The following is a 12,844-nucleotide window of genomic DNA, read 5'->3' as shown; positions in this document are numbered from 1 at the left end:
TCCGCAGCAGCGTCTCAGACGGCCTCGCCGAACGAGGTCGCCGACGGGCGGGCCTCGCGGCGGCGGGAGGCGATCGACGACACCGCCCACACGACGCCCGCGACGGCGACCAGGCCGGTGCCGAGGAGCGCGACGGCCGGCATCCCGCCGCGCTCGAAGGCGATCGGGCCGAGCGCGGCGCCGAGCGACCCGCCGAGGAAGACCGCCGTCATGAACACGGTGTTCGCCTGGGCCCCTCCGTCCGCGTTCGCCTGCAGCACCCGGCCCTGGTTGGCGGACTGCAGCAGCTGGTTCGCCCAGGTCAGCACGAACACGGTGGGCGCGAACAGCCAGATCGCGTCGGCGTCGGCCGAGACGGCCACCAGCGCCAGCAGGAGCACGACGATCGACGCGGTGACCGTCCGGGTGCTGCCGAGCCGCTGCACGGCCGGCGCCCCGAGGAGCACGACGACGCCGGCGGCGAGACCGACGAGCCCGAAGAGGCCGGCGGCCGCGACGCCCCAGCCGAGCGTCCGCGTGAGGTGGAGCACCATCACCGTCCACACGGCGTTGAAGGCGGCGAAGCCGAAGAGCTGGATGACGGCGCTCTCGCGGAGGACGCGGCTCGTGCCGACGCGTCGGACGGTTCGGAGCAGGATCCGGTGGTAGCCGACGCGCTCGGCCGTCGTCAGGTCCTTCGGCACGGCCCGGCGCACGAGCGGCACGCAGAGCAGCACCAGGACCGCGAAGACGATCAGGACGCCGCGCCACCCGACGACCCCGCCCAGGAGGCCCGCGACGATCCGGCCGCCGAAGATGCCGATGAGCAGCGACCCCACGAGCGCCGAGGTCGTGGCCTGCTTCGCCTCGGCGGGCGCGATCCGGGACGCGGTCGGGATGATCAGCTGCGCGATGTTCGCGACGAAGCCGACCGCGAAGAACCCGGCCGCCACGGAGCCGGCGCCCGGGAGCGCCGCGGTGACGACGAGGCCGGCCGCGAGCAGCAGCATCTGGAGGCTGATCTGCGCCCGGGGCTGCACGTGGTCGGCGAGCGGGACCAGCAGGAAGATGCCGAGCGCGTAGCCCAGCTGCACGGCCGTGGCGATGCCGCTCGCCGCCGCGGTCGTCGTGCCCAGCTGCCCGATGAACTCGGTGAGCAGGGGCTGCGGGAGGTAGATGGTGCTCACCGCGATCGCGGTGACGACCGAGAGGACGGCGAGGGACGGTCCCCAGGGGCGGGTCGAGGTGCTGGTCACGAGGACCACGATATTACTGACCGGTCAGTTTTGATGCCTCGTCGTCCGCTGCGGCGTCACGCTGCTCCGCCCGGCTCGACCGAGCCGGGCGGAGCAGCCGTGTCGTGGGTCAGCTCAGGACGAACTGCAGGTCGAAGGTGATGGTGACCTCGTCGCCGAGCGTCATGCCGCCGGCCTCGATGGCCGCGTTCCAGCTCACGCCGAAGTCGTGGCGGTCGATCTTCGTCTTCGCCTCGACGCCCGCCTTCGTCTGGCCGTAGCCGTCCGTCACGATCCCGCCGAACTCGCCCTTCAGGGAGACCGGCCTGGTCACGCCGCGCAGGGTGAGCTCGCCGTCGAGCACGAAGTCGCCGTCCTCCTCGGCGTGCAGCGCGGTGGAGCGGAAGCGCATCTGCGGGTGCTCGTCCGCGGCGAAGAAGTCGCTGGTGCGGAGGTGCTGGTCGCGCTGCGCCTGCTTCGTGTTGACGGAGGCGATCTCGATCGTCGCCTCGACCGTCGCGTCGGCGGGATCCTCCGGGGCCACGACCGTGACGTCGAACTGCTCGAAGACGCCCTTGACCTTGCTGATCGCCAGGTGCCGCACGGAGAACGCGATCTCCGAATGGGCGGGGTCGAGCTTCCAGGTGCCGGTGCGATAGCCGGCGACGTGCGCTGCGGTGATGGTCATGGTCCTGCTCCTGATGGCGGTGGGGACGCGGTCGCGTCTGTTGATTGACGCGTCAATCACGCGTCCGAGGTCGTTGAAGCGTCAATGACTTCGCGATATTCCCTACGCTGGGCTCGGCGACGACGGACGAGGAGACCCGGTGGAGATCGAGCGGCGACGCGGCACGCCCACCGCGGACGAGCTGCGGGTGTGGCGCGAGTACGTCGAGACGGGTGAGCGGATCCGGTCGGCGATGGCGGGCGCGATGCAGCGCCGGACGGGCATCTCGAGCGGGGACTACGCGGTGCTGCTCGCGCTGTCGGAGGCGGAGGGGCGACGTCTGCGCTCGTCGGCGCTCGCGGACGCGGCGCACTGGGAGCGCAGCCGGCTCTCCCACCACCTGCCGCGGATGGAGCGGCGCGGGCTGATCCGGCGCGAGGACTGCGCGACGGACGACCGGGGAGCGGAGGTCGTGCTCAGCGCCGAGGGGCTGCGGGTCTTCCGGCAGGCCTCGGCGGCGCACTTCGGCCTCATCCGAGAGCTCTTCGTCGACGCGCTGACGCCGGAAGGGCTCGCGCAGGCGCACGAGGTCTCGGCCGCGCTGAGCGAGCACCTCCGGGCGCGGTGAGCCGGCTGACCGGCTCACCGCGCCCGGATCCGGTGCGGCGAGGCCCGGTCAGTTCGCGCGGGTGCGACCGTGCTCGCGGAGCCGGGGAGCGAACCGGCCGCCGATGAGCGCGTGGCCGTCCGTGTCGGGATGGAGCCCGTCGGGCAACGGGATGCGCTCGGCGTCCTCCCGCCCGTAGAGGCGCAGGCCGTCGACCAGGTGCAGCGCCGGATCGTCGCGGTGCTCGAGCACCTCGCCGATCGCCTCTCGCACGACCCGCAGCGTGAGGCGCCCGAGCGCGGTGTCGCCGGGCGCGCCCGTGGCGATGAACCGGGCGGCGCCGGTCTGGAGGCTCGCGGGGTCGATCGCGCCGGGTCCGGGGGTGTCCTCGTGGATCCCGCAGAAGATCGGCGTGACGACGAGCAGCGGGGTGGACGGGTGCCCGTCCCGGATGGTGTCCAGGAAGCCGTGGAGCGCCGCGGTGAACGCCCGCCGGCGCATCACGTCGAGGTTCACGATGTTGATCCCGACCTTGAGGCTGATGACGTCCGCCGGCAGGTCGCGCATGGTGCGGGCGACGAAGGGGTCGAGCAGCGCGCTCCCGCCGAAGCCGAGGTTGCGGAGGCGGTGGCCCGCTGCTCGGGAGGCGACCGCGGGCCAGATCGCGGTCGGCCCGACCGCGTTCGAGCCGTGGCTGATCGAGCTGCCGTGGTGGAGCCAGAGCGGGCGGTCGTCGTGGACGGGGCGCAGCTCGGCGTCCGCCTGGAGCCGCACGAGCTCGACGGACTCGTTGTGCGGGAGCCAGAGCTCGACGGTCTTGTCCCGTGCGGGCAGGTCCTCGAAGGCGGCCCGGTGCGCGTCGCCCGGGCGGACCGTCGTCGAGCCGGTGCGCAGATCGGTCTCCGTGAGGTCGCCCCCGGTGAGCACCGACGACCCGGCGAATACGTCGTCGACGGTGAGATCGATCCGACCGCGCGGGCGGTCGATCCCGGCGAAGCCGAGGCGGCTCGCGATCACGGTGAGCGCCACGCGCGTCGCCGTCGTCCGGAAGGTCAGGCGTACGCCGGAGGGCTGCGCCTCCATCGCGAGCAGCTGCGGGTCCGGGAACCGCCGACGGATCGGGGCGGGGAGGCGGTGCGGTCGCTGCCCGCGGGGCGTGCGCTCCACCTCGGCGACCTCGGAGAGGAAGGGGCGGAGGTCGGTGGCGTGGATCATCGGGAGGTCTCCTTCGTGAGCGGGGACGAGGCGGTGGTCGGCCAGGCGTCGAAGAGCGCGTCGAGGGCCTGCAGCGCCCGCGTCCACGACGCGTCGGCATCGGGAGCGCTGTGCGCGAAGCCCCCCGAGCGCTCGAGGGCGATCCAGCCGTTCACGGCGGCGCCCAGCAGCCGGATCGCGTGCACGAGGTCGTCGTCCGGGATCGGGTACGCCCGGAGGATCGCGGCCGTCAGCGTCGAGATCCGCCGTCCGGCCGCGACCCCCGGGCTGCCCGGAGGCACCGGGCGGTGCAGCGCGGCCCAGAGGCCGGGCGATCGCCGCGCGAACGTCCGGTGCGTGTCGGCGAACGCGCGCAGGGCGGCAGGGCCCGAGCGGCCGGCGACCGCGACGGACAGGTCGTCGGCGAGCCGCTCGAGGGCGTGCGCGGAGAGTCGATCGAGCAGGCCGCCGCGGTCCGCGACGTGGCCGTACAGGCTCGGCGGGCGCACCCCGAGCCGGGTCGCGACGGAGCTCATGGTCACGCCGTCGAGCCCCTGCTCGTCGGCGATCGCCTCTGCGGCGCGCTCGAGATCTCCTTCGGACAGACGACCGGCCATGCGTCCATCCTATGACCCATAGGTCTCACCTACGGGTCATAGGCGGATCGCACTCTCAGTCGCGGACGACGCGCACCCGGACGGTCGCGATCTGGAACGGCCGGAGCTCGAGGCGGATCTCGTCCCCGGGTCGCCACGTCTGCTGCTGGAGGTCCTCCTCGAGGAGGTCCGTCAGCCAGGCGCTCGAGTACGGGGCGCCGATGCCGATCGTCGCCCCGGTCCGCGTGCCCGACGCCTCGTAGAGCCGCACCACGAGGTCGCCCGACCGGTCCTCCGCGAGCTTGACCGATTCGACGAGGACCGACGGCGCGGACACGGTCACCAGCGGCCGGCCCGCGGTCGCGGGGTCGCCGAGCACGGTGCGAAGAGGCAGGTTGAGCCGGTACCCCGCAGTCGCCGCGTCCAGCACGGTGGCGCCGGTGCCGAGGCTCGTCTGGAAGACGTGCAGCCCCTGGTCCGCCTCCGGGTCCGGGAACTTGGGGGCGCGCAGCAGCGACTCGCGGACCTGCGTCGTGGTGCCGCCGTCCGGGCGGGTCCATCGCGTGACGTCGTGCCCGTAGGTCGCGGAGTTCGCCACGACCGCGCCGAATCCCGGCTCGCCGACGTGGATCCAGCGGTGCGCGACCGTCTCGAAGCGCGCCTCGTCCCAGGAGGTGTTGGTGAAGGTCGGCCGGGAGACGTGCCCGAACTGGATCTCGGAGGATGCCGCGTCCGCCCGGACGTCGAGCGGGAAGGCCAGCTTCAGCAGCTTCTCCTCCTCGTGCCAGTCGACCTCGGTCTCGATCAGCAGGTCCCGCGCGTCGACGCCCAGCCGGTACCGCTGCACGAAGCGGGACGACCCGGAGGAGTGGGTGACGGTCAGCGCGTCGCCGACGATCTCGACCGAGTCCGGCGAGACGAGCTCGATCACGGTGTTCGCGTAGGAGCGGTCGATGTCCCAGGCTTCGAAGAGGTTCGGGCGGTCCCGGAACACCTGCAGCACGGCCGCGGCGGTCCCTGGCGGGACGAGGTCGCGCCCGGACGGCAGGTCGACCAGGGACACGAGGCGGCCGGCCGGGTCGAAGCCGGCCGCGAGCCGGTCGTTGGCGAGCCGGAATCCGCCCGGCACGGCGACGGGACGAGCTGCCGCGGCGGGTGCGACGTCCGCTCCGAGGACGGTCGCGCCGAGCGGCGCGGCGCCGTCGAGCGGGACGGGCGCGGCGTTGAACTGCAGCGGCGTCCTGCCCTGCCCGGCCAGTGCGCGGAGCGCGACGTCGATCATCGACTCGAGCTCGTCGCCGATGCGCCGGTAGTGCGCCTCCGCTTCGTCGTGCACCCAGCCGATCGCCGAGCCGGGCAGGATGTCGTGGAACTGCTGGAGCAGGACCGTGCGCCAGATCGCGTCGAGCCGGTCGTACGGGTAGTCGATCAGGCTGCGAGCGCTCGCCGTGGCGCTCCAGAGCTCGGCCTCGCGCAGGAGGTGCTCGCTGCGGCGGTTGCCGCGCTTGGTCCGGGCCTGCGAGGTGTACGTGCCCCGATGGGTCTCGAGGTACATCTCGCCCGTCCACACCGCGGGTCGTTCCAGCGTCGCCTTCGCCTCCGCGAAGAAGGCGGCGGGGGAGCCGAGGGCGACTGTCGGCGAGCCTTCGAGGTCGCGGGTCCTCCGCGCCGCCGCGAGCATGTCGCGCGTGGGTCCGCCGCCGCCGTCGTACCAGCCGAACAGCGTCATCGACACGTTCGAGGCGCCCTTCTCGGCGTACTGCCGCTGCGCCTTCGCCAGGTCGGCGGCGCCGAGGTCCGATCCGTAGGTGTCGTTCGGCGGGAAGTGCGTGAAGATGCGGCTGCCGTCGAGCCCCTCCCACCAGAAGGTGTGGTGGGGCATGCGGTTCGTGTCGTTCCAGGACATCTTCTGGGTCAGGAAGCTGTCCGTGCCCGCGCCGAGCGCGATCTGCGGCAGAGCGGGCGTGAACCCGAACGAGTCCGGCAGCCACGCCTGGCGGGCGAGCACGCCGAGCTCCCGCTTGAAGAAGGACTGGCCGACGAGGAACTGCCGCACCAGCGCTTCGCCGCCCGGCATGTTCACGTCGCTCTCGACCCACATGCCGCCGACGGGCACGAACCGCCCCTCGGCCGCCCGCTGCCGGATCCGGTCGAACAGGTCGGGGTAGAACTCCTGGACCCACGCGTACTGCTGCGCGCTGGACGCGGCGAAGACGAACTCCGGATCCGCATCCATCAGGTCGAGCACGTTGGAGAAGGTCCGCGCCGTCTTGCGCACGGTCTCCCGGGTGGGCCAGAGCCAGGCGGAGTCGAGGTGCGCGTGGCCGACCGCGACGATCGAGTGCGCGCTCGCGTTCGCCGGCGACGCGAGGACGCGCTGCAGCGCGGCCCGGGCTGCCCCCACCGTGCCCGGCACGTCCTGCGGGTCGACCGCGTCGCACATCCGCTCGAGCGCGGCGAGGAGCTCGGCGCGACGCGGCGAGGACGCGTCGAGCTGTCCGACGAGGCCTGTGAGCGCCGTGATGTCCGCGAGCAGGGCGTCCACGGCGAGGTCGCGCTCGATCAGCGCGACGCTGCGCAGCACGTAGACGGGGGCGTCGCCGGCGGTCGACTTGCGACCCAGTCGAGCGTGGTGCCCGCTCGGCGGCGGCATGAACGCGCCGGGGAGCGCCGCCACCATGCCGCCGCCAGCGCCGGCAGCGGCGGACAGGAAGAAGTGCTCGAGCATGTTCGGGTTCGACGCCGCCTCGACGTAGAGGTCCACCGAGTCGCCCACGACCTCCACGACGTGGTTGAAGGGCTCGACGCCCTTCACGATCGTGCCGTCGGGACGGAAGAAGAGGCCCTCCGCCTGGAACGCGGGCATGAGGCTCGAGAACCCGAGGTCGACGAACAGCTGGACGACCGTCCCCTCGCGGCCCCAGCCCGGGGGCACGGAGCCCGTGATGCGGAACCACGTCGTTCCCCACGGCCTGCCCCACGGCGAGCCGACGGCGAAGGGCGTGAACTCCTGCGCGACCGCCTCCGGGAACGGCACCGGCTCGTCCGGCACCTCCCATGCGGTCACGCCGAGCGGGAGGGTCCGTGCGAAGAGCGCGGGCGTGAGGTGCTCGCGGACGAGGTTCGCGACGCGCTGCTCGATCTGGACGCCGATGTCGGTCATGGCGGCACCGTAACAGAAAGCTCCACCTGGAACTATTCGGTGCTACGGTGACACCTGCTCGGTCGGAACCAGCACCGGCCCCTCCCTGAGAGAAGTCAACGTGGACGAGTCGAACCCCCTCCCCGTGCCCGTCGCATCGGGCCCGACGGTGATCCCGCCGGTCGCAGCGGGGCCTGCCTCCGCGAGCCGGCCCGGACGCTCGCGCTACGCGGCGTTCGCCATCCCGATCGCCATCCTCGGATGGTCCATCGCCCTCATCCCGCCCCTGGTCGTGGTCATCGCACTGCGACTGCGCGAGATCGACCCCGGCACCGCCGCGGGCAACCTGAGCCTGGTCCTCGGCGTCGGAGCCCTGTTCTCCCTGGTCGCCAACCCGTTGGCCGGTCGGTTCTCGGACCGCACCACCAGCCGGATCGGCATGCGCAAGCCCTGGGTGTTCTCGGGGGCCGCGATCGGTTACGTCGGGATCGTGGTGATCGCCTTCGCGCCGAGCGCGCCGGTCGTCCTGCTCGGCTGGGCGATCGCGCAGGTGGGCATGAACTTCGCGCTCGCTGCGCTCATCGCCCTGCTGCCCGACCAGATCGCGCCCGAACGACGCGGCCGCACGGCGTCGTTCATCAGTCTCGCCCAGAACCTCGGCGGGGTGCTCGCCACCTTCTTCGTGCAGCTGTTCCCGGCGGGTCTCGTGCAGTACCTCGTCCCCAGCCTCATCGGGCTGGTCCTCATGATCGCGGCCGTCGCGCCCATCCGGGACCGCGTGCTCGCCGAGCGCCGGACGGAGCCGTTCGGCCTGAAGGCGCTGCTCGGCTCGTTCGTCTTCAACCCGCGCAAGAACCCCGACCTGGGCTGGGCGTGGCTGACGCGGTTCTTCATGACCACGGCGCAGTTCACGGCCACCAGCTATCTGACGTACTTCCTGATCTCCGTGTTCCACGTCTCGGACGCGCAGGCGCCGACGCTGGTCTTCGAAGCGATCCTCGCGAACGCGGTGGGCATCCTCCTGATCACGCCGGTGCTCGGCTGGCTGTCCGACCGGCTGCGCCGGCGCAAGCTGTTCGTGATCATCTCCTCCGTGGTCGCGGCCGTCGGCCTCCTCGTGATCGCCCTCGCGACCTCCATCCCCGCCGTGCTGGTCGGCGAGCTGATCCTCGGCGCGGGCGCCGGCGCGTTCTTCGCGGTGGAGCTGGCCCTCATCGCCGACGTCCTGCCGAGCGACGAGACCGCCGCGAAGGACCTGGGCGTGGCCAACCTCGCCCAGTCGCTGCCGCAGTCGTTGCTCCCGGTCGCGGCGCCCGGCGTCATCGCCGCATTCGGCTACCCGGGGCTCTTCATCGGCGGCGCCGTCGCCGGCGTCGTCGGAGCGCTCAGCGTGACCCGGGTCAAGAAGGTGCGGTGACCCGTCCGGCGTCGATCTCCGACCGGCGCCGCCCCGGGCCCGGTACCGTCGTCGCGGCGGTCGAGTGCGGACGGGAGGCGGCGCCGATGGACGAGGCCGGGGCGAAGGTGTCCGCCATCTCGGGGACGGGCACGCGCGGGCGGTACGCCAAGGGGGTCATGCGGCGGCAGCAGATCCTCGACCGCACCATCGAGGTCTTCACCGAGCTGGGCCTGGAAGGGACGTCGCTCCGGGCGATCGGCGAGGCGATCGGCGTCAGCCACGCGGCGCTCCGCCGGTACTTCGACACCCGGGAGGAGCTCTTCCTCGCGGTGCTGGAGGAGAAGGACCGGCTGTCGATCGTCGAGGCGCACGAGACCGGCGTCGGCGTCACGGGGTTCGCCGCCCTCGCGGCGCAGTACGCGCGTCGCGCCCCCGGCCTGATGGCGCTCCGGCAGAGCCTCGTGGCGATGGCGCTCGAGCCTCGCAACGAGCACTCGCGGGAGTACTTCCGGGAACGGTACGACCGCATCCGGCGGGACGCCCGCCTGGTCCTGCAGACGGCGCGCGAGGCGGGCACCGTGCGAGACGACATCTCGCTCGACGTCGCCGCCAAGCTGCTCATCGCGGCGCTCGACGGGCTCTCCACCCAGTGGCTGCTCGACCCCGAGATCGACATGTACGACGGCATGACGCTGCTGGAGGACCTGCTGGCGCCTCCGGCGGCCTGATCGTCCGAGCGACGGCACCGACGGCAGAGCGCCTCGGTCGCAGCGCGATGCTGCGGCCGAGGCGCCCCGTGTGGCTGACGGTCGCTACTGCTCGATGTCCGAGAACAGGCCGGTGATGGTCGTCCCGCTCTGGAGGAGGCCGCCGAAGACCTCGGCGGCGACGGGCGTCGCGGTCGCCGCGCTGGCGTCCTCGTAGCTCGCGAACCAGAGGTCGAGCGTCCGGTAGGCGGGTGTCGGGGTCCCGTCCTCCTTCGGCCAGACCTTCGCCGACTCGAGGCGCTCCAGCTTCGGGAACGTCGCGGCGGCGTCGCGCACCTTCCGGTACACCGCCTCGAACGCTTCCGGGTCCGTCGGGTCGTCGATGATGATCGTGATCCTGGTGGGCATCGCCCTCTCCTCGCTCTTCGTGTTCTTCGGGATGGTCCGGCAACGGCTGCAGCCGGGGGAGTCGTCGTTCAGGCGGGTCGTCGATCCGCGGTGTCCCGGCCCGCCGTCTCGAGCAGCCGCAACCAGACCTCGCTCACGGTCGGGAACGCGGGGACCGCGTGCCACAGCCGGTGCAGCGGGACCTGGCCGACGACGGCGATGGTCGCGGCCTGCAGCAGCTCGGCGACGTCGGGGCCGACGGCGGTGAAGCCGACGACGGTGCTCGTGTCCTCGTCGATCACCATCCCGGCCCGACCGCGGTAGTCGTCGGCCTGCAGCGCCGCGCCCGAGACGGCGCCGAGGTCGTACTCGACCGATCGCACGCGTCGTCCAGCGGCCTCGGCGGCACGCAGGGTGAGACCGACGGACGCGATCTCCGGCTCGGAGAAGACGACCTGGGGGACCGCATGGTCGTCCGCGGTCGGCACGTGCCGGCCCCACGGCGCCGTGTCCACCGGCTCGTCCTTCGCCCGCGCGACGATCAGGTCGCCGACCGCTCGGGCCTGGTACTTGCCCTGGTGGGTCAGCAGCACCCGCCGGTTCACGTCTCCGGCTGCGTACATCCAGCCCCCGTCGAGCAGCGCTCCGCTGCCGTCGACGACCCGCAGGGTGTCGTCGACGGTCAGCCAGTCGCCCGGCACGAGGCCGACCTGCTCCAGGCCGAGGTCGGTGGTCTTCGGCGCTCGGCCGGTCGCTGCCAGGACCTCGTCCGCCTCGACCGACGCTCCGTCGGCGAGCGTGATGCGGACCGTGCCGGTCGCGTCCCGCTCGACGGCCGTCGGGCTCGCCCCGATCAGCACCTCGACGCCGGCGGCGCGCAGCGAATCGACGACGAGTGACGAGGCGTACGGCTCGACGGCGGGGAGCACGCCGTCGCGGGCGATCAGCGTGACCGCCGCGCCGAGCGCCCGGTACGCCGTCGCCATCTCCGTGCCGACGACGCCGCCGCCGATGATCGCGAGGCGGTCCGGGACGGTGGACGACGAGGCCGCGTCACGGCTGGTCCAGGGGCGAGCGTCGGCGAGGCCCGGGATCGGGGGCACGGCCGCGCTCGTTCCCGTCGCGAGCACCACGGCGTGCCGGGCGGCGAGCTGCACCGTCCCGCCGTCAGGGCCGGTCACCGTCACGGCGCGCCGGCCGCTGAGGCGCCCGTGGCCGCGGACCAGCGTGATGCCGACGGCGGTCAGCCAGTCGACCTGGCCGTCGTCCGCGAACCCGTCCGCGAACCGGTCGCGGCGCCGCAGGACGGCGGCGACGTCGAGGTCGCCCGTGACGGCGGCGCGGGCGCCCGGCAGGTGTCGAACGGCGCGAAGCGCTGCGGCGTCGCGCAGCAGGGCCTTCGTCGGGATGCAGGCCCAGTACGAGCACTCCCCGCCGACCAGCTCCGCCTCGACGACGGCCACGGACAGCCCGCCCTGGTTGACGCGGTCCGCGACGTTCTCGCCGACGGGGCCGGCGCCGATGACGACGACGTCGAACTCCTGCGCGCTCATCGGGTCGCGCCCTTCGCGGCGCGGCCGAGCCGCAGCGCGGAGACGAGGAAGAACACACCGCCGAGGACGGCGTACCCGGCGATGCCGGTCACGGAGGTGCCCGCTCGGCTCGAGGCGACGAAGCCCGCTCCGGCGAGCACCGAGATGCCGCCTGACAGGATCATCGCCCACTGGCCGCCCATGCGCCGGCGGCCGATGCCGACGGCGAGCTGGACCAGCCCGGCGGTGACGGCCCACAGGCCCCAGACGAGCAGCACCCCGCTCGGACCCGCGCCGCCGACGAGGACGAGGACGAGCCCGACCGCCGTCGCGAGGCTGAGCGCCATGTTGACGACCAGGAGCGCCGAAGGACGCTCGTTCCGTGTGGACCGACGGTCGATGATCGCGGCCGCGAGATCGAACAGCGGGTAGAGGACGACGAGCGCGATCGTCAGGGGGCCGAGCGCGTTCCCGGTGCTGAGCGCGGCCGTGCTCGCCACGAGCAGGACCGCCCACACGACGGCGAAGGCGAACCGGGTGAGGTAGAGCCGGCGCAGCGCCCCGGCGGTGGGTTGGAGGTCGATCGTCGTCACGTCCGCATTCCTTCGACTGGTGGTGTGCGCCGGTAAAACGACCGGTCACTTCACAAGAAAAGTACCGTGTGGAACTATTCATCGCAACCGGAGCGGTGAGGCAGCCGGAGCAGGAGGGGAGGCGCTGTGGCGGAGCGGGGTGCGAGCGAGGTCCGACGGCGGCTGCTCGCGGCGGCGACGGCGCTCTTCTACGCCGAGGGGCTCCGCGCCGTGGGCGTGGAGCGCATCGTCGAGCACGCGAGGACCACGAAGGTGTCGTTCTATCGGCACTTCAGGAGCAAGGACGACCTGGTCGTCGCCTACCTCCGGATCCTCGCCGAGGCCGAGCGGGCCGGCATGCGCATGGCGATCGACGCCGCGGGCGGTGATCCCCACCGGGCGCTCGAGCTGCTCGCCGAGCAGCTCGAGACCGCCGCGTGCGCCACCGGCTTCCGCGGCTGCGCCTTCATCAACGCGGCGGCCGAGTACCCCGACGCGGGCAGCGGCGTGCGCCGCGCCGTCGAGGAGCACCGGGATCGGTGCCGGCGGTTGTTCGAGGAGATGATCGGTCCGCTCGGGCTCGCCGATCCCGAGGGCGTCGCAGCCGCCCTGATGCTGCTGCGCGACGGGGTGATGGTCAGCGGGTACCTCGACCATCGGGGCGCGCTCGCCGCCTCGTTCCTGCGGAGCAGTCGTGCGCTGACCGCGGCCGGTGCCGCCTCCGCGGTCGGCGGCTGAGCCCGGCCCGGACCGTCGTGCACGATCCGCCGGTCGCCCCTAGTGTTCGGATCCGAGGAGAACCGTCCGCGGGTCGGCGGCGGCCTCGA

Annotated in this window: 12 protein-coding genes; 4 read left to right on the top strand and 8 right to left on the bottom strand. The window is 72.9% G+C overall.

Annotated features, from left to right (window positions below):
• Positions 1-14 precede the first annotated feature (14 nt).
• Together D1781_RS14260 and D1781_RS14255 are read right to left on the bottom strand one after the other, a co-directional pair.
• Positions 15-1,235: an MFS transporter gene (locus D1781_RS14260; RefSeq protein ID WP_158590111.1), complete on the bottom strand. Its 1,221-nt coding sequence runs from the start codon at positions 1,233-1,235 to the stop codon at positions 15-17.
• A 109-nt stretch (positions 1,236-1,344) separates the two neighbouring features.
• The gene (locus D1781_RS14255) at positions 1,345-1,902 is read right to left on the bottom strand and encodes a YceI family protein (protein WP_119482881.1); all 558 of its coding nucleotides are present in this window, start codon (positions 1,900-1,902) and stop codon (positions 1,345-1,347) included.
• A 139-nt stretch (positions 1,903-2,041) separates the two neighbouring features.
• On the opposite strand from D1781_RS14255, the gene D1781_RS14250 reads away from it, so the two are divergent.
• Positions 2,042-2,509: a MarR family winged helix-turn-helix transcriptional regulator gene (locus D1781_RS14250; protein WP_199706615.1), complete on the top strand. Its 468-nt coding sequence runs from the start codon at positions 2,042-2,044 to the stop codon at positions 2,507-2,509.
• 48 nt (positions 2,510-2,557) lie between these two features.
• On the opposite strand, the gene D1781_RS14245 is transcribed toward D1781_RS14250, so the two are convergent.
• The 3 genes from D1781_RS14245 to D1781_RS14235 are packed head-to-tail and all read right to left on the bottom strand — an operon-like array spanning position 2,558 to position 7,441.
• On the bottom strand, positions 2,558-3,703 hold the full coding sequence (locus D1781_RS14245) for an SGNH/GDSL hydrolase family protein (protein WP_119482880.1): 1,146 nt from the start codon (positions 3,701-3,703) through the stop codon (positions 2,558-2,560).
• Positions 3,700-4,299 carry a TetR/AcrR family transcriptional regulator gene (locus D1781_RS14240; RefSeq protein ID WP_119482879.1) on the bottom strand — a complete coding sequence of 200 codons (600 nt, stop codon included), beginning with the start codon at positions 4,297-4,299 and terminating at the stop codon, positions 3,700-3,702. Before D1781_RS14240 ends, D1781_RS14245 begins: the two co-directional genes overlap by 4 nt.
• A gap of 55 nt (positions 4,300-4,354) precedes the next feature.
• Entirely contained in the window at positions 4,355-7,441 is a 3,087-nt protein-coding gene (locus D1781_RS14235) for an alpha-mannosidase (protein WP_119482878.1), read from the bottom strand.
• A 100-nt stretch (positions 7,442-7,541) separates the two neighbouring features.
• Here D1781_RS14235 and D1781_RS14230 point away from each other — a divergent pair, with 100 nt between their 5' ends.
• Positions 7,542-8,837 carry an MFS transporter gene (locus D1781_RS14230; RefSeq protein WP_119482877.1) on the top strand — a complete coding sequence of 432 codons (1,296 nt, stop codon included), beginning with the start codon at positions 7,542-7,544 and terminating at the stop codon, positions 8,835-8,837.
• Positions 8,834-9,547, top strand: a complete 714-nt coding sequence (locus tag D1781_RS14225) for a TetR/AcrR family transcriptional regulator (protein WP_199706613.1) — start codon at positions 8,834-8,836, stop codon at positions 9,545-9,547. Before D1781_RS14230 ends, D1781_RS14225 begins: the two co-directional genes overlap by 4 nt.
• A gap of 84 nt (positions 9,548-9,631) precedes the next feature.
• Here the strand turns inward: D1781_RS14225 and D1781_RS14220 are convergent, their stop codons facing one another.
• From D1781_RS14220 to D1781_RS14210, 3 genes are all read right to left on the bottom strand, one after another.
• Positions 9,632-9,934, bottom strand: a complete 303-nt coding sequence (locus D1781_RS14220) for an EthD domain-containing protein (RefSeq protein ID WP_119482876.1) — start codon at positions 9,932-9,934, stop codon at positions 9,632-9,634.
• A gap of 68 nt (positions 9,935-10,002) precedes the next feature.
• On the bottom strand, positions 10,003-11,466 hold the full coding sequence (locus D1781_RS14215; RefSeq protein ID WP_119482875.1) for a dihydrolipoyl dehydrogenase family protein: 1,464 nt from the start codon (positions 11,464-11,466) through the stop codon (positions 10,003-10,005).
• On the bottom strand, positions 11,463-12,038 hold the full coding sequence (locus D1781_RS14210) for a hypothetical protein (RefSeq protein WP_119482874.1): 576 nt from the start codon (positions 12,036-12,038) through the stop codon (positions 11,463-11,465). The genes D1781_RS14215 and D1781_RS14210 overlap by 4 nt, the downstream gene beginning before the upstream one ends.
• Before the next feature lie 126 nt (positions 12,039-12,164).
• On the opposite strand from D1781_RS14210, the gene D1781_RS14205 reads away from it, so the two are divergent.
• Positions 12,165-12,755, top strand: coding sequence for a TetR/AcrR family transcriptional regulator (locus tag D1781_RS14205; RefSeq protein WP_119482873.1), 591 nt, complete (start codon positions 12,165-12,167; stop codon positions 12,753-12,755).
• The last annotated feature ends 89 nt before the right edge of the window (positions 12,756-12,844 follow it).

The organism is Amnibacterium setariae (assembly GCF_003581425.1).
Classification (GTDB): domain Bacteria; phylum Actinomycetota; class Actinomycetes; order Actinomycetales; family Microbacteriaceae; genus Amnibacterium; species Amnibacterium setariae.
The sequence above is the reverse complement of the archived record's forward strand: the minus strand, read 5'-3'. Positions and strand labels throughout refer to the sequence as shown.